The 19,510-nt window shown below is 39.4% G+C and carries 19 protein-coding genes and 1 riboswitch; of the genes, 6 read left to right on the top strand and 13 right to left on the bottom strand.

The features are described from left to right. Positions 1 to 21: 21 nt before the first annotated feature. On the top strand, positions 22 to 678 hold the full coding sequence (locus AC2VNP_RS15635; protein WP_486918218.1) for a carboxymuconolactone decarboxylase family protein: 657 nt from the start codon (positions 22 to 24) through the stop codon (positions 676 to 678). A gap of 115 nt (positions 679 to 793) precedes the next feature. On the opposite strand, the gene AC2VNP_RS15630 is transcribed toward AC2VNP_RS15635, so the two are convergent. The 3 genes from AC2VNP_RS15630 to AC2VNP_RS15620 form a co-directional block, all read right to left on the bottom strand. Next, positions 794 to 2,257: a sigma-54-dependent transcriptional regulator gene (locus AC2VNP_RS15630; RefSeq protein ID WP_486918217.1), complete on the bottom strand. Its 1,464-nt coding sequence runs from the start codon at positions 2,255 to 2,257 to the stop codon at positions 794 to 796. Between the two features lie 69 nt (positions 2,258 to 2,326). Continuing rightward, positions 2,327 to 4,003: an ATP-binding protein gene (locus AC2VNP_RS15625; protein ID WP_486918216.1), complete on the bottom strand. Its 1,677-nt coding sequence runs from the start codon at positions 4,001 to 4,003 to the stop codon at positions 2,327 to 2,329. Between the two features lie 12 nt (positions 4,004 to 4,015). Further along, positions 4,016 to 5,170, bottom strand: coding sequence for an iron-containing alcohol dehydrogenase (locus AC2VNP_RS15620; protein ID WP_486918215.1), 1,155 nt, complete (start codon positions 5,168 to 5,170; stop codon positions 4,016 to 4,018). 159 nt (positions 5,171 to 5,329) lie between these two features. On the opposite strand from AC2VNP_RS15620, the gene AC2VNP_RS15615 reads away from it, so the two are divergent. Beyond that, the gene (locus AC2VNP_RS15615) at positions 5,330 to 5,905 is read left to right on the top strand and encodes a class D sortase (RefSeq protein ID WP_486918214.1); all 576 of its coding nucleotides are present in this window, start codon (positions 5,330 to 5,332) and stop codon (positions 5,903 to 5,905) included. Between the two features lie 166 nt (positions 5,906 to 6,071). On the opposite strand, the gene sigK is transcribed toward AC2VNP_RS15615, so the two are convergent. Next, complete coding sequence (sigK, locus tag AC2VNP_RS15610; protein ID WP_275118437.1) at positions 6,072 to 6,776, bottom strand: RNA polymerase sporulation sigma factor SigK; 705 nt, start codon at positions 6,774 to 6,776, stop codon at positions 6,072 to 6,074. Between the two features lie 559 nt (positions 6,777 to 7,335). Continuing rightward, a riboswitch (cyclic di-GMP riboswitch) is annotated at positions 7,336 to 7,424 on the top strand. Positions 7,425 to 7,455: 31 nt separating this feature from the next. Between sigK and AC2VNP_RS15605 the strand changes: the two genes are divergently transcribed. The 4 genes from AC2VNP_RS15605 (at position 7,456) to AC2VNP_RS15590 (ending at position 9,047) form a co-directional block, all read left to right on the top strand. Then, on the top strand, positions 7,456 to 7,647 hold the full coding sequence (locus AC2VNP_RS15605; RefSeq protein ID WP_486918213.1) for an anti-repressor SinI family protein: 192 nt from the start codon (positions 7,456 to 7,458) through the stop codon (positions 7,645 to 7,647). Between the two features lie 250 nt (positions 7,648 to 7,897). Then, a complete protein-coding gene (locus AC2VNP_RS15600) occupies positions 7,898 to 8,044 on the top strand; it encodes an anti-repressor SinI family protein (RefSeq protein ID WP_486918212.1) in 147 nt (48 codons plus the stop codon). Between the two features lie 463 nt (positions 8,045 to 8,507). After that, positions 8,508 to 8,630 (top strand): anti-repressor SinI family protein, encoded by a 123-nt coding sequence (locus AC2VNP_RS15595; RefSeq protein WP_486918211.1) that lies wholly within the window; start codon positions 8,508 to 8,510, stop codon positions 8,628 to 8,630. A gap of 81 nt (positions 8,631 to 8,711) precedes the next feature. Beyond that, complete coding sequence (locus AC2VNP_RS15590; RefSeq protein ID WP_486918210.1) at positions 8,712 to 9,047, top strand: helix-turn-helix domain-containing protein; 336 nt, start codon at positions 8,712 to 8,714, stop codon at positions 9,045 to 9,047. Positions 9,048 to 9,088: 41 nt separating this feature from the next. Here the strand turns inward: AC2VNP_RS15590 and AC2VNP_RS15585 are convergent, their stop codons facing one another. The 9 genes from AC2VNP_RS15585 to AC2VNP_RS15545 form a co-directional block, all read right to left on the bottom strand. After that, a complete protein-coding gene (locus tag AC2VNP_RS15585) occupies positions 9,089 to 9,322 on the bottom strand; it encodes a helix-turn-helix domain-containing protein (protein WP_486918209.1) in 234 nt (77 codons plus the stop codon). 43 nt (positions 9,323 to 9,365) lie between these two features. Beyond that, positions 9,366 to 9,653 (bottom strand): hypothetical protein, encoded by a 288-nt coding sequence (locus AC2VNP_RS15580; RefSeq protein ID WP_486918208.1) that lies wholly within the window; start codon positions 9,651 to 9,653, stop codon positions 9,366 to 9,368. A 291-nt stretch (positions 9,654 to 9,944) separates the two neighbouring features. Further along, the gene (locus AC2VNP_RS15575) at positions 9,945 to 11,378 is read right to left on the bottom strand and encodes an aldehyde dehydrogenase family protein (protein WP_486918207.1); all 1,434 of its coding nucleotides are present in this window, start codon (positions 11,376 to 11,378) and stop codon (positions 9,945 to 9,947) included. Between the two features lie 94 nt (positions 11,379 to 11,472). Next, the gene (locus tag AC2VNP_RS15570) at positions 11,473 to 12,510 is read right to left on the bottom strand and encodes a homoserine dehydrogenase (RefSeq protein ID WP_486918206.1); all 1,038 of its coding nucleotides are present in this window, start codon (positions 12,508 to 12,510) and stop codon (positions 11,473 to 11,475) included. A 24-nt stretch (positions 12,511 to 12,534) separates the two neighbouring features. After that, positions 12,535 to 13,740, bottom strand: a complete 1,206-nt coding sequence (locus AC2VNP_RS15565) for a cystathionine gamma-synthase family protein (RefSeq protein ID WP_486918205.1) — start codon at positions 13,738 to 13,740, stop codon at positions 12,535 to 12,537. Positions 13,741 to 13,762: 22 nt separating this feature from the next. Then, positions 13,763 to 14,971, bottom strand: a complete 1,209-nt coding sequence (locus AC2VNP_RS15560; RefSeq protein WP_486918204.1) for a M24 family metallopeptidase — start codon at positions 14,969 to 14,971, stop codon at positions 13,763 to 13,765. 1,344 nt (positions 14,972 to 16,315) lie between these two features. Then, entirely contained in the window at positions 16,316 to 18,061 is a 1,746-nt protein-coding gene (locus AC2VNP_RS15555; RefSeq protein WP_486918203.1) for a PucR family transcriptional regulator, read from the bottom strand. Positions 18,062 to 18,392: 331 nt separating this feature from the next. Continuing rightward, entirely contained in the window at positions 18,393 to 18,725 is a 333-nt protein-coding gene (locus tag AC2VNP_RS15550; RefSeq protein WP_486918202.1) for a hypothetical protein, read from the bottom strand. A gap of 97 nt (positions 18,726 to 18,822) precedes the next feature. Continuing rightward, positions 18,823 to 19,500, bottom strand: coding sequence for a response regulator (locus AC2VNP_RS15545; RefSeq protein WP_486918229.1), 678 nt, complete (start codon positions 19,498 to 19,500; stop codon positions 18,823 to 18,825). Positions 19,501 to 19,510: the final 10 nt, after the last annotated feature.

Here is a 19,510-nt window from a genome sequence, read left to right as displayed (position 1 = left end):
ATTTTTAAGGGAGTGAATGTATTGTCAGATAAAGATAATTTATATAAAAAATCAACGTTTAATCGATTAGGTGAATTAAACCAATATGTACCGGATTCGTTTAAAGCGTTTCTAAACTTTGATCAGCAAGCATTAAGCAGCGGTGAATTAACGACGAAACAAAAAGAGCTTATTGCAGTCGCAATCGCTCACATCACCGGCTGCCCGTATTGCATTGACCTTCATGTGACCAACAGTAAAAAAGAAGAAGTGACGCTTGAAGAGTTATCCGAATCGATTATGGTCGCAACGGCACTTAAAGCCGGGTCCGCCCTCGCTCACGGTGTTAATGCACTAAACTCGTATACGGAAGAAACAGAAGTGTTATACAAACAACAATATTTTGGGCGAATTATGGAGTTCTCGAAGCTAACAGGTGACTCGTTCGCAGCTTTTATTGACTTTGATCAGAAATCACTGAAAGACGGCGCTTTATCAAGTAAAGAAAAAGAGATAATCGCTGTCGCTTGCGCCCATACGACAGGCTGCCCGTATTGTATCGACCTTCATACAAAGGCCGCTAAAAAAGCCGGTGCGTCACTCAATGAACTCGCCGAAGCTGTGATGGTAGCAACTGCACTTAAAGCCGGCTCAGCACTGGCTCACGCTGTCAATATGTTAGAAGCTTATGATGCGTAAGAAATTGCAATAATAGGGGCAATACTGATCTGAAAAAGATAGAGTTATATAAACTCTTAACTAGAAAAATCGCATTGGAACCTGGATCCAATGCGATTTTCTTGTGCTTGCGAATTTAGCGGACGCCATGCCCTTTTTCGTTTAATATGTAACGAAGTTTTCTAACGGTAGTATTTAGTTTTTTCGACGCTTCTTTTCGGTTTCCCAATGTGTCGCGAAGGGCTTTATAGACAAATGCCTTTTCGACAACTTCCTCTAGTTTTTTAATGTTTTCCTTCACTTGCTCTAGATCACCTTGTGCCTCTAACAAATCAATCATCTCGCCATTCCACTGTTCTAAAAAGCGTTCCAACTCAGACTTTGAGAAGTCTTTGACAACAGGCTCGGTAGCTAGTTCCGCTTCCTTGCGTTGAATAGGGATTACTTTATTACTTTTACGGATCGTTACTGGCAAATAATCTGGCGTTATGATAGTTGTTTCACCTTCTGCTAACGCTACAGCGCGGGTCACGACATTCGACAATTCACGAATATTTCCCGGCCAATGATAGTCTTCCATCATGGCTAGCGACTCGTGTGAGAATTCAATCGCTGGCTGGTTTTCTAGTAACTTCTGAATCAGCAGCGAAAGGTCTTCTTTACGCTCTCGTAAAGGCGGAATTTGTAATTTCACGACATCGAGCCGGTACAGTAAATCCTCACGAAATGAGCGATTACGTACCGCTTCGTGTAAATTTACATGGGACGCTGCCACAATTCTCGCATTGGTTTTTAGCGTATGCTCACTACCAACTCGCATAAACTCTCTCGTTTCTAACACGCGAAGCAGTTTTACTTGAATGGCTGGCGAGGCTTCTGCTATTTCATCTAAAAAGAGCGTACCATGATTGGCAATTTCAAATAGGCCTTTTCGTTGCTGTCCCGCTCCAGTGAACGCCCCTTTTTCATGTCCAAATAATTCACTTTCTAACAACGTTTCCGTTAAAGCCCCACAGTTCAAACCGATAAACGGGTTTTGTACCCGATGACTCGCTTCATGAATAAACCGAGCTAGCACTTCCTTTCCTGTCCCCGTCTCTCCTTCTAGTAAAATATTTATATTTTTACTCGCAAATTTATAGGCCATCTTAAGCATCGTTTTCATCTCGGTGCTGTTTCCTGTAATCATCCCAATTTGTTGGGCGACTTTCTGAATCTCTTTATCTAAAAAAGCCCCCGGAACGTGAAGCAAATTATCCACATGTTTTTCAAGCTCATCAATATCATCAAACGGCTTTTCAATGTAATCATTTGCGCCATTTTTAATCGCATCAACAGCTGTCTTAACCGTACTATAACCTGTCATGATAATGACCTTACATGAAGGTGTTTTTTCCTTGATCATTTGTAACACTTGTAGTCCGTTCGTATCCGGCATTTTTAAATCAACCATGGCAAGGTGAAAACTCGTTTGGTTTAAGTGATCAACGACTTCATGATAAGTCCGTGCTACACTCACTTCATAGCCTTTTTTCGTAAACAAGTAACTTAAGAAATTTCCAATTTCGTATTCATCATCAACCACGAGCAGTTTTGTCATTTAGACACTCCTTCCTTTAGGGAGTTTAAGAGCTTTTCAAATTCCTCATGTATTCGTGAAGGATATTATTTAATTGCCTTCTTTTTTTATGGGCACTAATAAAATAAATGTACTTCCCTTTCCTTTATCGCTGTTTACTTCAATGCCGCCGCCATGTTCTTTGGCTATGCCTAAACTAACAGACAAACCTAAGCCTGTTCCATTCATCGCATCTTTCGTCGTGTAAAACGGACGGAAAATTTCGTTAATTTCTTGCTCACTAATGCCCACCCCATTGTCTTGTACCGACAAATAAACAAACGTTTCATTTTTGATCTGTTTCATCCCTGTTTTAATTAAAATCTCTTTTTCTAGTTTCTCAGTTTCTTCTAAAGCATCTCTTGCATTTAAAATGAAATTAATAACGATTTGTTCGAGCTGTTGTAAATTACCTTCTATCAACGGAAGCGACGGGTCAAGGTCGACACGTAACGATACGCATTGTCGTTCAATCTGATAACGAATTAAGCTTAAAACCTCTTCAACGGCTTTATTAATTTGACATGGCTCAAATTCATATTCATCTTGGCGGGAAAACGTTAATAAATTACGGATGATATTCTTACTTCGCAGTCCGCAATTATGAATATCCTTCAATAAATTGTAGGTAGGGTCCTGCTCATTAAAATCACGTAAAAGTAATTGACTATTTCCGATAACAGCGGTTAACGGACTATTCAATTCATGTGCGACTCCTGCCGCCATTTCCCCAATGGCAGCCAGTTTCCCCGAATGCATCAGTTGCGCTTCGGTATATAATTTTTTCGTTACATCTTTCAAATAAATAATAACCCCGTACATTTCTTGCGTTTCATTAAAAACCGGATATGTATAAATATCACAAATTCGATTATGATCCAATCTCGACTGGCGAAAAGCGGTTTTCTTCGTCCGATAGCTTTCGCTGACTGGACAGTCAATTGGATCTTGATAATGAATCACTTCATACGTTTTTCTTCCATACAAATCGCCATCTTCTAATTGAAAAAACGCTTTGACCGCATCATTAAAGCGAATAATTCGATAATCTAGACCAACAAATAAAATTAAATCTTGAACCGCTCGAAACGTTTCTTCCCACTCTTTTTTTCCGTTTAACACCGCATTATATAACGAAGAGTTTTCCATACATACCGCCATTTGATCGGCTAGTTGTTCAAGAAACGAAAAGTCATCATTCGGGTAATCAATTCTCGTCTTACTCCCAAGACTAAGGACACCAATCACTTGTTTTTTTCGAAATAGAGGTAAGCAAACAACCGTTTCAATTCCTAAAAGCTTCATCGTATTCTTCTCGACGTCAGATAGTTGTCCATACGTTCCATTCACATCATTCATAAGAACCTTCTTTTCATCGATCACTTGATAATACAATGAATTTTTATTTGGCAGGACTTCCCCTACTTTTAAGAAAAATGAATCTTGCGGATACACATTCGTCAAGACTAACTGTTGACCTTCGTAAATCGTGAGACTCATTCGATCAAACGTATAAAGCTTTTCAAGTTTTTCCATGATGTTTTTCAGAAGTTCATCCATCGTCATGTCAATCGTAAAACTTTTCGTCACTTCATTAATAATTTCCAGTTTCATGTTCTTCTTTTCGAGTTGTTCAACCATTTTTTTCAGTTCTGTATAGTAATTTCTTTTGGACGATTTAACCCCTGTTAATCTCTCAATCATCATCTGTTTTTCATTTATCGGCATTGGTCATCTCCCCTACATCGCTCGTGAAAAAATGTCCTTTATATCTTTTGTCGTTACATCACGAGGGTTCGTAATCATGCATGCATCTTCAAGTGCCATCGTTGCCATTTCGTCCATACTTTCTTCATCTGGTGAATGTAAGGCTAATTCGGAAAAATGCTGAGGGGCCCCAACTTCTTTGGTGAGTTGGCGGATCACCTCAATTCCTCTTTTTCCTGCTTCCATTGGCTGAAATCCTCTCGTATCCACGCCTAATAATTCAGCAATCTCAACATACCTTTCAGGTTTTGCTAACAAATTAAAGTCCATCACATGAGGTAAAAGGATTGAATTCACTTCGCCGTGAGATAATTCATACCGCCCACCGACCGCATGAGAAATCGCATGAACCGCTCCTAATATGGCATTTGAAAATGCTAAGCCCGCTTGAAGACTCGCCATTGCCATCGCATGTTTCGCTTCTTCATTTGACTTAGTAGCAACAGACGGTCGTAAATATTTACTGACTAACTGGATGGCATTCTTTGCTTGGACATCCGTAAGCGGTGTAGCTGCAATACTGACATACGCTTCAATCGCATGAGTTAACACATCTAAACCGGTCGCTGCCGTTAAACTCGCATCCTTCGTCGCTAAAGTCAGTGGATCTGTGATTGAAATATCAGGAATAAGCGATTTTGAAATAATCGTCATCTTCTTTTTCTTCTCCGAGTCTACAATGACAGAAAATTGAGAAACTTCAGAGCCTGAACCAGCCGTTGTCGACGCCATAATTGTTGGCGGTAACGGTGCCAACAGCTTGTCCACCCCTTCATAATCATTGATCTTTCCACCATTCGTCGCAACAATCGCAATCGCTTTAGCGACATCCAAGACACTGCCACCGCCAATCCCAAGCACCGCATCACATTCTGTCTCTGCAAACACTTGCGCCCCGTACGTCACTTCAAAATCTTTCGGATTCGTCGTCAAATTAAAAAAAGTCGAATACTCCAAACCAGCATTCAAACAATTCTCCATCACCTGATCCACCCAACCTGCACGACAAACACCGGTATCACTGACAATCAATATTTTCCTTGCACCTAACCGTAAAAAACTTTCCCCCACATGCTCCAACGCACCCTTACCAAAAATAATTTCGGGAGACATAAACTTATTGATCATTGAGTATCAACAACCCATCCTATTAATCTAGAAATATTTGTAATCGTTTTCATTTAGTTTACTATATTTTGGATTTAAGGGACAAGTTTTTGTAGCAGTTTTCCAATGTCACAGTATAAAATAGAAGTACTTAAACTTTTAGTCAGAAGGAAGAGATTTATGAAAGTATTCTCATACATATTTATCATAGCTGGACTAGGATTACTTCTGTTCGGTGGATACCAATATTGGCAAACACAGTCAGCTCAAAAAGCCAGTCTTACATCTGCTTATGAACTTCTCAAAACGTCAGAAACAGCGGATAACGTTCAACCTACCATCGACGACTTTAATCCTGAAGTGGGAGAAACCGTTGGAATATTATCGATACCTTCCATTCATGCAGAACTTCCAATCGTTGAAGGAACAGATGAAGATGAATTAGAAAAAGGTGTTGGTCACTACAAAGGAACAGCTTGGCCAACGCAAAACGATCAAATTGTCTTATCCGGGCACCGAGACACCGTGTTTCGTAGAATGGGCGAGCTTGAAATTGGGGATCGATTTATTATTAAACTTCCTTACGGGGAGTTTGTGTATGAAATTGAAAGTACGAAAATCGTGGATGCTGATGACCGAACGATTATAGGCTCAACAGCACCGCATGAAGTACTAGTTGTCACGACGTGTTATCCATTTTCTTATGTCGGCAGTGCACCGGACCGTTATATTATATATGCAAAACCGATTAATTAAACGTCAAAAGACAGCGTAAGAACGACTATTCTCACGCTGCCTTTCTTATATTTATATGGAAACTAGTATCATTTCGATATACTTTTGGAATGCATGTGAAAAACAATATGGAATTCAACTAAAAGGAAGTATGAGAAGTTACTCTTCTCATACTTCCTTTCTCATTCTATACCTGCCCGTTATTTCTCCGGTAAAATTCATGAAACAACTTCATTAAAGCTCTCTTTTCAATCCGAGAAACATAGCTTCTCGAAATGTTTAATTCTTTTGCAATTTCTCTTTGTGTTCTTTCCTTCATTAAGTCTAAGCCGAACCGCCCGACAATGACTTCTTTTTCTCGTTCATCTAGAACGTGGATGTAATCGTAAATTTGTTTCTTTTCCATTTTCAGTTGGATCGTGTCAACGATGTCATCGGTTTCTTCTTGAAGGACATCAATTAACGTAATTTCGTTTCCTTCCTTATCCGTTCCAATTGGATCATGGAGAGAAACATCTTTTTTTACTTTCTTTAACGCACGAAGGTGCATGAGGATTTCATTTTCAATACACCTTGCTGCATATGTCGCTAATTTCGTTCCTTTACCTTGCGAATAGCTCTCAATCGCCTTTATTAACCCAATCGTACCTATCGAGATCAAGTCTTCGGTATCCTCACGTGTATTTTCAAACTTTTTAACGATATGGGCAACCAATCGTAAATTATGTTCAATGAGGCGATTTCGAGCTTCTTCGTCTCCTTGCTCCATGAGCTGTAAGTACTTTTGCTCCTCTGCTTTCGAAAGCGGTTGCGGGAAGGCATTGTTTTTTACGTACGATACAAAAACAATGACTTCCTTAAAGAAATAGGTGATGGCTGCAAATAATGACACTTCCTCACCCCCATAAGGTTTGATATCTTATGTCTATGTAGGGATGGGCTCGGTTGTGTCTGTACACAAAAAATATGTGAAATTTTTTAAATATTACACTTTAAGAAACATATTTAACTTGATCTAATCACAAAAACAACTCTTTCAATGTAATACTTAAATAGTCAACATTTTTCTTCTATAAGATTAAAACATAATTACCTTTATAGAAAAATAAAACTTTCGTTAGTAAAATCTCGACATTATCTCCAATTATCTATTGCTATTTTACAATTTATTCCTGCTACATTTGGGCTATACCTTAAGGTTTATAAACTTCCAACTACGTAAAGAGGACTAAATAACTATAAAAATAACCTTTTCACTGTTTTCATATTGTTTAATAGGTTAATTATACCTATTTTGTGTTATAACATTGTCAAAATTCATTACTTTCTAAATTTTATTACATCGACACTCTTCAACACCACAAAATTTTCTCATCCTTTATACTACTAATGACAAGCCATAAGTCATATAAATTGTAAAAAAGTATGTTAATTATTAAAAAATAAAGTAATCAGTCAAAGGGCAAACCTATTGAAAGGTAGGGACGCAAAGTCACAGGTCTAAGGTTGAATTCTCAATGATGATGGCTGGACTACCTGAAATGCTTAATGTATTTTAGGAGGTAATGATTATGAAGAGTAGCGGGATATTAAACCTTGATCACGAATGGGTTGAATTAATGAAGGAAGCGAAAGATTTAGGTATGAATACAGATGAAGTGCGATCTTTTTTCTTGAAAACTGAAAAAACTGCAAAAACCATTCGCACATCAAGGACGTTCACGATTAACAAAAAGACCTCCTCTTTTTACGCTACGCTATAATATGAGAAAAGTGATATGAGATGAAACTTGTTCATCCCGTATCACTTTTTTTACAAACTGAACCTGCCTTACTAGAAAGTAATTAAAAAAGGGAAAATCTCTAAAAATACTATATAACGAACGTAAAGCGACTGATTCTGTCTATTTTTCACTATTTTTCTTCAATTACCTTATTTGATTATCTAATATCGTTCTATATAATGAACATTAAGAAGAATAAAATGGAGTATTAGGAAAAGGGAGAGATCGTATGAAACCTACTGAAATACCCTGCGAGGAAAGGCTGCTGGATTTAGAGTGGATTTTACTTATGAAAGATGCAAGAGAGATCGGACTTCAGCTAGATGATGTTAAAGCCTTTTTAGAGCAATGTAATCGCAATCAAGAAGAAAGGTAGCGCTATCATAAATTTTATGAGTATAGTCTTAAGTTAAATAGCTTAGTTTCCCAAGTCAAATTAGTTTTACTATAACCACTATTGAAATAGTGTAGGACTACCAAACTATAAATACCTTCTTTTGACCCATAAATGAACTGTAGAAATTCGGAAGTTTTTGTCTAAAAGTAAAGGTTGAATAGTTTTTTTTTCTAAGAGTATTCTTTACAAACACATTTACACTAAGTGTTACGCGCTCTAAATAAAATGTCGATTGGAAATTTATTGCAACTGTTACTATAAATATGACTTCAGTAACTAAAAGTTTTTCCTATTTTTTTATATGATGGTAATGGGTTAACTAATTGTAGTCGCAAATTCCCAACTATTTTATTAACTATTGATCGCCGTGTTTATATATAGACCTATTGCTATACTGACAGTAGACTGATATTACTGTGTACAGGAACTAGGAGGTAGAAGAATGAACACAAAGACCTGTGAGGCTTTGGACAAAGAATGGACAGCTTTAATAATTAAAGCTAAAGAATTAGGGTTTACGATTGAAGAAATTAAAGAATACCTTAACAAAACCGTTAAAACATGATCTCGCAGTTCTATTTACAGAACAAGCCTTAAACTGTTATAATTCCTATAAGTATACAGGTTGAGAGAGGAAACGATACAGATGATCGGAGAAACAGTCAAACGATTACGATTAGAAAAAGGCTTGTCTTTATCTGAATTAGCAGAATCCGCTGGTGTAGCAAAATCCTATTTAAGTTCTATAGAAAGAAACATCCAATCTAATCCCTCCATACAATTCCTAGAAAAAATTTCTTCGGTATTAGGTGTTAGTGTTGAAACACTATTAAACGAAAATAAAGAAAAGAAAACTGAGTTAGAATACGACCTCGATTCAGCTTGGGTGGAATTAGTTAAAGAAGCGATGGAGTCTGGTGTCTCAAAAGAACAGTTCCGTGAGTACTTAGAATTTAACAAGTGGCGTAAAAACAACAATTAATTGGAAGTTCAATATATTGAAAAAACAAACAATCCACCTCTCTACATGGAGGTGGATTGTTTGTCTTCTTCTTCCGAATTCATTACTTCTATTAAGTGAATTAGCTCAACACCAAGTGCTTGTGCCATCTTTTCCAAAACCGATAAACTCGGGTTCGTCTGTAAACCGCGCTCAATATAACTTAAATAGGACTTAGAAACACCTGACAATTCAGAGAGTCGATCTAAGGATAAACCTTTCTTTCTTCGCAGCTCCCTAATATTCCCCCCATTCATATTTACCTCACCCTTTTTATTTTGTCATTTTTATCGATATTCCTCAATTCGTCTTAAAATTCATTTCATAGTAATACTCTTTACTTTGAACATTTTTCACGCACGTTAAAATCATTCCGTATACTTCCATTGACTTTCCAAATATATTAAGAGTCGTTCGATAAATGACCTGCTCTGAAACTGGAAATTTTAAAGAACTAATAAATATAAGTGATGTTGTTGTGAACTCAAATACATTAACATAAGTACATTTCGAGTTGACTACGTTGTCTTTCACGAGATGTATCATTAATTCCGCCTGAATTGGACTTTCTATATCAATGGTCTGCATTATTTGATGACCCTCCTCTCCTGCTTTGGTAACACCACTTCGTTCTTTATAAAGAATATTATATGATTAAAGTTCGTTATAGTAAACGGTACTTAAGTCCTTTCATTCTTTATTAAGAACATTTATTACGCCTTTCTTAGTGTTAACTTATTTACGTGACGCTTGTTTTAAGAATAGAAAAGTAAGAAATAGGGAATTGGTAAGGAGATCGAGAGGTATCGGCGATAGACAACAAAAAAAGTGATAGGAACCTACACACAGCCCTACCACTCTATTTTGATATAAAAACTTTTAAAGGTTGAAGCAAACCACTTTTGGTTCTGTCATTTCTTGAATAGCGTATTTCACACCTTCTCTTCCTAATCCTGATCCTTTGACGCCACCGAATGGCATGCTGTCAATACGGAAGTCACTGCTGTCGTTCACCATGACACCACCGACATCGAGCCTTTGGATCGCTTCAAAAGCAGCCTGGAGGTGATTGGTAAAGATCCCTGCCTGCAAGCCATAGTTCACATCATTTGCCCGTTCAATTGCCTCTTGTAAACTATTGACTGCGAAAATCAGAACGACGGGGCCAAAGATTTCTTCTTTAGCGATCGTTGCATTTGGCGGGACGTTTGTTAACACCGTCGGCTCGAGATATGCTCCTTCTCGGTTTCCACCGCATGCTAAAGTGGCTCCTTGTTTGATCGCCTCATTCACTAGTTTTTCAACTCGGATCGCCTCTCGTTCATGAATGAGCGGCCCCATATCAGTACTATCAAACAACTTGCTGCCTTTTCGATAGGTTTTTGTTTGTTCAACAAATTGTGCTGTGAACTCTTCATACACATCTTTTTCTACATAAATGCGTTGAACGCCTAAGCAGTTTTGACCGGCTGCCCAAAACGCTCCAGAAACTGTAGAGTCAACTGCGTGATTGAGATTGGCGTCATTCAACACAATGACGGGAGAGTTCGATCCGAGTTCCATACTTAGTTTTTTCAAGCCCGCTTTTTTCGCTATTTCTGTTCCTGTTTCTAAGCCACCTGTAAAGGAAATCATTCTAACGTCAGGATGAGTAACGAGTGTATCTCCGACTTCAGCGCCTCTACCCGTAATGACGGATAAAATTCCATCTGGAAGCCCGGCCTTTGAAAACGCTTCTGCTAGCTTTAATGCACTAAGCGGTGTCACAGTTGCCGGTTTTACAATAATCGCATTACCTGAGGCTACTGCTGGACCAATTTTATGAGCGACTAAGTTCAATGGATCATTGAACGGTGTGATCGCGCCGATAATTCCAATCGGGAACAAAGAGTAATATCCTAAACGATTTTCATTTCCACTGCTTTGATCAAAAGGGATCGTTTTTCCTTCTAATCGCCGCCCTTCTTCTGCACTGATGCGCAATGTTTGAATGCATCGTGCTACTTCTTTTCTCGCTTCGCGGATCGTTTTGCTGCCTTCTAAGGCAATCGTGACCGCAAAATCTTCTTGTTGTTCTTCTATGAAATCGGCCGCTCGCTGGATAATTTCAATTCGCTTAAAAACAGGCAACTTTGCTGACACGACAGCTCCTTTTTTTGCCGCTTGAACCGCTTCAAGCATATCTTCCTTTGTCGCTGCCGGCACTGTAGCAATAGCTTCATTATTTTCTGGATTGGTTACTGTAATCGTCTGGTCTCGGGTCACCCACTTTCCGGCGAGAAACATTTTCCTTTGTGCCACTCGAACTTTCATTGGCTTTCCCACCTTTCTTTTTTATAAAACCTCCATCTGTCTATCAAGCTTTGTCGCTCAATTAACTGACAACATTCTTTTTGGGCTGTGAAAATCATAAATGGTTCCTATATATATTCAATAAATCAATTAACAAGGAATACCCTGTTTCCGTTCGTCCTGCCCCAGGGCCTGAAAGGGTGATCGTTCCAGCTAAATCACACTCAAAAGTAACTGCATTTAGAACTCCTTGAATGGAAGCGAGTGGATGGGTTTCATCGATCATTTCTGGTTGTACCGATGCTTTGATTTTGCCATTTTCGTTGCTGACACGAGCAATTAATTTCCAACGCTTCCCTTTTGATTTCGCTTTTTTAATATCATAAGGGGTCAGGTGAGTGATCCCCTCACACTGGACATCATCGACTTTTAGCAAAGAATTCATGACGGTATTAGCGAGAATAACGATCTTATACCGCGCATCATAGCCTTCTACATCACTCGTAGGGTCTGCTTCGGCATACCCGAGTTGTTGTGCTTCTTCGAGTGCTTCTTCATAGGAAAGCCCTTCTTCCATTCTGAGTAACATGTAGTTCGTCGTTCCGTTTAAAATGCCTGTAATTTCTTTGATTTCGTTACCTGCTAGTGCTGCGAGCGGCATTCTAAGCGCAGGCGTACCGCTCATGACCGTTCCTTCAAATCCCCAGCGCACACCGTGTTGTTTCGCTAATTGTGACAGCTCCTTATAAGCTAAAGCTACTGGACCTTTATTACTCATTACGACATGTTTTCCTGCTCTAAACGCCGCTTTGCAATGATCGATTGCCGGTTGGCCTGTTTTGACATCGGTGAACGTCACTTCGACAATCGTATCTGCGTTCGTTTGCTCAATCGTTTCAAAGCTGTCTAAGTCACGAACCAATCGCTCGCTATCGGGGTAGTCATCAAGAGTCCCTGTTCGTTTGACAATGTGTAATGCTTTTTCTATATCAAGGCCGTCTGGATCATATATGGAGCCTTTCATGACATCTGAAATTGCAACGATTTTTCCTTCCCAACCGGTTTCTGCTTTCAAGGCCTCTTTTTTTTCTGCTAAAATTTCCGCCAATCCTTGACCAACTGTGCCAAATCCTAATAAAGCAAGTTTCTGCATATTCTAAGCCTCCTTCAGAAATGGCTAGCGAACTGCCTTTTTCACATGCGTAAAGGCTTCTTTAAAATCGTTGATGATATCTTCCGCATTTTCAATCCCGCATGAGACGCGAATGAGTCCTTCAGGTATTCCCATCGCTTTACGCTCTTCTGGGGTACACTCCACATGGCTAGTCGTTCTTGCCGGGCCTACTGTCGTCTCAACTGCTCCTAAGTTTGCAGCACGATGAGCAAAGGTTAAGTTTGGTAAAAGATCTTTTACGGTATCCATGCCGCCTTTTACAGAGAAGCTCATCATGCCCCCGAAGCCAACCATTTGCTTTTTCGCAATATCGTGGTTCGGATGCTCCTCAAGTCCTGGGTAAAATACGGATTCGACCAACTCTTCTGACTTTAAATAGTTTGCTAGCTTTAATGCATTTTCTTCTTGACGTCGAACGCGAAGCTCGAGCGTTTTCATTCCACGTAAGATGAGGTATGCCGCCCACGGATCCATCGTTGCCCCGTTGATTTCTCGGTAATGATAAATTTTTTCGATATACTCTTCGTTATTACTGCACGCCACTCCGCCTAATGCATCCGCGTGACCACCGAGAAATTTTGTTGCACTATGAAGGACGATATCCGCTCCAAGCTTTAACGGTTGCTGGTTTAACGGTGTCGCAAATGTATTGTCAACGATGACGATCGCTCCAGCTTTTTGACCGGCTTCGGCCATGCGCTTAATATCGGTAATTTTTACAGTTGGATTCGTTGGGGTTTCGAGATATAAGATCTTGCAGCCTTTGGCGACTTCCTTTTCTACTTCTGCATGATTACCCGTTTCACAGAACGTAATTTCTACGTCCATTTGGGGTAAGAATTCCGTAAAAATTTTATTCGTTCCGCCGTACGTATCTTTAATCGTTACAACACGATCGCCTGGTCGCAAAAAGGTATAAAGCGTATTACTAATCGCCGCCATCCCCGTTGAGAAACTCGTCGCTGTCGTTGCTTCTTCAAGTTCTTTTAATTTATCTTCGAATGCTTGAACGGTTGGATTCGTGTTTCGGCCATAAATATGTCCTTTTTTACGTCCAACCGCGACTTCATACCACTCATCCATATCATCATAGTTGTAAGCGACACTCGGTATGACAGGTACTTGAGTTGCTCCATGAACCAGATAGTCCTTCTCCCCTGCCCAGACGGCTTTTGTCCCCATATTTGCTTTTTTCATTTTGTTTTCCATACGATCTACCTCCTTGAATTAATTACGCTCCCATTCCCCCTGGCCATAATTTCTTTCCTGCGTGTTTGACAAACAACTTTCTCGGTGCACTTGCTAATAATTCATAACCTGTTTTCGTGACACGGAAGGACTCACTTAATTCAACGCCATAGTCATCCATCCAGATGCCTAGGATCATATGAAAGGTCATATTCGGCTTTAAGACCGTTTGATCACCTGGACGTAAGCTTGCCGTATGCTCCCCCCAGTCTGGTGGATAGTTTAAGCCGACTGAGTAACCAATTCTTGACTCTTTTTGGTAGCCTCTTTTCTGTATTGATTTTCTCCAGGCGCGCTCTACTTCTTCACATGTAATCCCAGGTTTAATTACGTCTAATGCACTCTCCATCCCCTCAATAACAACTTCAGATAAGTCCTTCACCTTTTCTTCTGGCTCTCCAATGGTTACAGTTCGGGCGAGGGGAGCGTGATATCTTTGATAACATCCAGCTAATTCAATTAAAACAGTCGTATTCGGTTTGTACGTTTCCTCTGTCCACGTAATGTGCGGCGTCGATGTGTGTTCACCTGCTGGCATGAGTGGAACGATCGCGGGGTAATCGCCACCGAATTCAGGTGTTCCTTTAATTTGAGCTTCAAAAATTTTCGCCGCCACATCGCATTCACGTACACCAACATCAATCGATTCAATGCCGACTTTCATTGCACGAACGGCGATTTGACCTGCGCGTTTCATATATTCAATTTCCGTATCCGACTTTATGATGCGCACCCAATTGACGAGATTCGTACTGTCTCTAAAAACAGCTTGAGGAAGAGCTTTTAATAGGCGTTCAAAGCACTTCGCAGAAAAATAGTAATTATCCATTTCGAGCCCGATTACTCGTTTGCTTTGCCCAATTTCTTTTAGAATGTTTCCGATAAAATCATACGGGTGTGTTGTATCCGAATTCACGTAATAATCTGGGTACGGAATAATATGCTCATGAAAGAGCCAGCTCGTTACTTTCGCAGCATTCGCATCCATTTCTCTACCAATCCATAGTGGCTGCGGTTCATCGATAATTACGATTAGTGCTTGATGAACATAAAATGACCACCCATTATATCCTGATAAATAATTCATATTGGCGGGGTCGGTCACAACAAGCACTTCAATTCCTTCTTGAACCATTTTCTCTTTTGTTCGACGCAAACGCTCATGAAATTCCCCATGTGTAAAATGGAGCATCTTCTCCCACTCCTTTCGCCCCTTTCTTCTTTTTTCCTTACTTTTGTGATTTGTTATTATCATAAGCGAAAGGCACCGGACACGATATTGTAAAAAGTGTAAGAATAATCAGTTATCATGTATTACACTTTTGTTAGGTTTTGGGTGTTGTGGGGGTTTTGCGGGAATTTGTGATGGGCTGTCGCGGGGCTTCGGATGGGGGGCGAGGGTAACCTCATTTGCACTAATTACTCTCTTTAATGCACTATTTATTACTACTATATTTTTCCTTTATTGTTATTTAATCACAGTTTTAGTTCATGTATTGACCTAATTTTTTCCTTTATTTTGCTCTAATCACTGCTTTAGTTCATAGTTTTACCTAATTTTTTCCTTTATTGTGTTCTAAACACTGCTTTAGTTCATAGTTTCACCTAGTTTTTTCCTATACCGCTCACTATTCACTGCTTTTTGTCCACGCTTCCTCCTATTTTTTTCCTCTTTCGCTCACTATCGCCACTTTTCGTCCACGCTTCCTCCTATTTTTTTCCTCTATCGCTCACTATCGCCGCTTTTCGTTCACGCTTCCTCCTAATTATTCCCTCCAACGCTCACGATTCAGCGCTTTTCGTTCACGCTTTCTCCTAATTTTCCCCTCTACCACTCACGATCCAGCGCTTTTCGTTCACTCTTTCTCCTAATTTTTCCCTCTACCGCACATCATTCACTGCTTTTGATTCACGCTTTCTCCTAGTTTTTCCCTCTACCGCTCACGTTTCAGCGCTTTTCGTTCACGCTTCCTCCTAATTCTTTCCTCCACGGCTCATCATTCCGTGCTTTCCATTCACACTTTCTCCTAGTTTTTTCCTCTACGGCTCACCATTCCTTTTCGTTTACACTTTCTCCTGTTTTTTTCCTCCACCGCACACCATTCCACGCTTTTCATTCACGCTTTCCCTAATTTTATCCTCTATCGCACACGATTCACTGCTTTTCGTTCACGCTTCCTCCTAATTATTCCCTCTACCGCTCACGATCCAACGGTTTTCGTTCACGCTTTCTCCTAATTTTTTCCTCTACCACTCACGATCCAGCGCTTTTCGTTCACGCTTCCTCCTAATTTTTCCCTCTACCGCACACGATCCAGCACTTTTCGTTCACGCTTTCCCCTAATTTTTTCCTCCACTACACTCCAATCACTGCTTTTAGCTAATAGATGTCGCCTTCACTTAGCTCATGCGGTCTATTAAACTCTCTCTACTAACCTAAAAAAGAGATATAAATCTCACCCGATTTATATCCCTTCCCTACTTATTTTATTTTTCTACCCAACACTAATCTACGAATTAAATATACAATCTACCTTCATTCAATGAGCGGCTTCTGAGAGTGAATATAGTTGCGGGCATCTTCTGGTGCGGATGTGGCCAGCCATATTCGAATACTTAAGTTTAATAGGAATAAGTCGTCTGGATTTACGAGTGATAGTTTGGTTAGTTTTTCAATTTTTCTGAGGCGGTATAACAACGATTGGCGGTGGAGGGACAGGCTGCGTGCTGTTTTGCTAACATTGTAATGATACTGCGTGAATATTATAAATGTACGGACGAGCTCCATTTGTCGTACTTGATCGTAATTGATTAATGGTGTGATTACGGATTCTGATAGGTGTTGGACTTCTTCATTTTCACTTAAAGATAATAAGATGCGTTCGACCTTCGAGTCATCGTAATACATTCTCTGACCCGGTCCTTTTTGGCGTCTGCCAATTTCGAGTGACTGCTGCGCATCTCGATAACTTTTTGTAAACTTTAATTCCTCATCATACACTCTGCCAATCCCCCACGACATGACTACTCCTGGTAATAAATTGCCCAATCGTCGTTCGAGCAGATCGAGAAAATAATGCACACTGTCTTTTCTCGAGACGACGGTTGCTTCAAGGAAAATAATAATTTCATCCAGTTGATAGGTCATGAGCAGTTGCTTTTCTAAAGATTGGCTTGCAAATACCACTTCTTCTTCAATGTAATAGACCATGCTATGCAGCCACTTTTCATAACTCGTATGCTTAATTTGATCGCTCTTTTCATACATGGCTCGCAAATTTTCGGGATAACCGACAATACAAACATACGGAACACTTACATCATATCCTAGCAGTCTCGCGCGCTCACTTATCCGTTCCCAAGAGGTTAAATCTCCTTTGGCGATACTGCATACGAAATCATCTCGCAACTTAAATTCAGTTTCTAGCACTGCATTTTCACGTAAAAACCATAAGGCACTTGCGGTTGAAGCGTGTTCAAGAAGATTAATAGAAAAATGGCTGAGGTCATCTTTAAGAGGGTGAGTAGAATGTAAAATAATAAATAAAAATCCGAGAACACGATGAACATCTTGTATGATCGGTAATTGGACAATTTTCCACGGGGGATGATCTAGTTTATAAATTTTTTGATGAAGCGGATGGTGTGTCGTATCATCTGTGATAAACGTATGGTGAGGGACTTTATTATCTGTTCTTAGCTTTCCCCACATCGATCGAAGCTCTTTCGTTTGCCTGGCACTTCCTTTGACTTGACCATCTTTGTCAGTTATGAGTACGGGGGCCTGAATATTCTTTCCGACATATTGTGCCACTTTGTCTAAATTTCCACCATTTAATAATATGTTTATCAGTTGCTGTTGGACTTTTTCAGACTCTTTTAATTCTTGTTGTTGCCTGCGGTTCAGTTCTTTCATGACCTCATGTGTAATATCTGCAAACCTTATTTCCCAAGGAATTTCGATGATTGGAAACTGCGCTTGCTCAGCCAGTTGAATGACTTCAGTCGGGATATCATAAATATAACGACCCGTGGCAACTGCTAAGGCACTTGCTTCAGAATCGACAACATCTTGAACATATTGTTCAAAAGCGTCAATATTTTGTTCACAGCCAATGCCAGTCGTTAAAACCAGTTCATTTTTACGGACAAAGTTTTCAACTGGGTTTTCTGTAATGGAAACCCACTCGACATAACGTTCTTTCAAATACTTTTCCCCAGAAAGGACACGAGCCGAATCCAACAAATCGAAATTCATAATATCATTCATTGTAAGTTGCAAAGCTCTGCCTCCTCTTCGAAAAGTTCTCTTACTACCACAGTATTAATCTACTCTTCTAATTATTAGCAAAGACAAGTATTTTCTCTAATTCTTACCCTTTTTCGAGTACCAGTATTCGGTTTCCTTCATTGTCTACTTCTTTTTTAAAGTTTTTTTATTAATTGTGTTTTCTTCATTTCGACCAAAAAAAAAATAGCTATCCAATGAAATGGATAGCTACTAGGGGGAGTTGGAGAGAGAACAGTTGGAGCCAACTCTTTGGTTAAGGAGCACCTTGTAAGATTATTATAAAAAATAAATATTGTTGTTACAGCTTTTATGTCAGATCTTCTTACGGAAAAAATCCGTCTTTTTCTTCAATATTGAAGTAGTATCTCATTTGTTGGATCACTTCTTGTAATTGTTGGTTATCTTGCTCTTGTCTAGCCACTCTTTCCATCTCGCTGTACATCGATTGAAGCATCGATTGTGGATCATCTTGATGCTGATGCTGACTGGCTGGAGACGTAAATACATGGTCACTTTTCATATCAATGTCCTCTGCTGACATTGATTGGAGCTGCTCTTTCACTTGATTTAAATTTGTTTTTAAATCACCGGAAATTGACTGTGCATGCTGTAAGAAATTGTTAACGATCTGTTCCATTTGTTGCTTTTTGTCCATGATTCAATCAATCCTTTCTATCATCCCTACACATAGGATTTACAAGAACATGAAAATTATGTCACATTCTTTTATTAGATATAAAAGGAAACTCGAATTATTTAAACTGCAGTTCTTTTAAATAAACAATTGCTTGTGCGCGGTCTTTCACCCCTAGTTTGCTGTAAATTTCACTGATGTAATTTTTTACCGTTCCTTCACTAATAAAAAGTTGCCCGGCAATTTTTCGGTTGCTAAATCCCTTGACGATTAAAGACGCAACTTCTCGTTCTCGTTCAGATAAATGAATTCCGTTCTTTTTAAGCTTATCGACGTTAATTTCATTTTCGATCGCCGAATTGAATTTTGAAAGGCGCTGCGCCAATTTTGATGCAATGACCGTCGGAAGCATTAACTGACCAACTGCAGCCTCTCGAATGGAGTGGATTAATTGATCATAATTCATATCTTTCAGCAAAAATCCATCCGCACCACTTGCTAAACCTTCGATAATATAGTCATCTTCTGCAAACGTCGTTAAAATAACAATTCTCATCTGTGGTTTTAGCTTTTTTATTTTTTTTAAGCTATCGATCCCGTTCATGTTTGGCATTTTAATATCCATTAATATTAAGTTCGGCTCAAACACCTTTACTTTTTCAATTGCATCTTGTCCATCTTGAGCGGTCGCTACAACTTCCATATCTTCTTCAAGATCAATGATCGTTTTCAGACCTTCCCTCATCAATGTTTGATCGTCCGCAATTAAAACTTTTATAGCCCTCAACTCACTCACCTCGATTAAA

The sequence above is a fragment of the Alkalihalobacterium sp. TH-98 genome (assembly GCF_057473385.1).
Note: the sequence above shows the minus strand (reverse complement) of the source record. Positions and strands in the feature narration are given on the sequence as shown.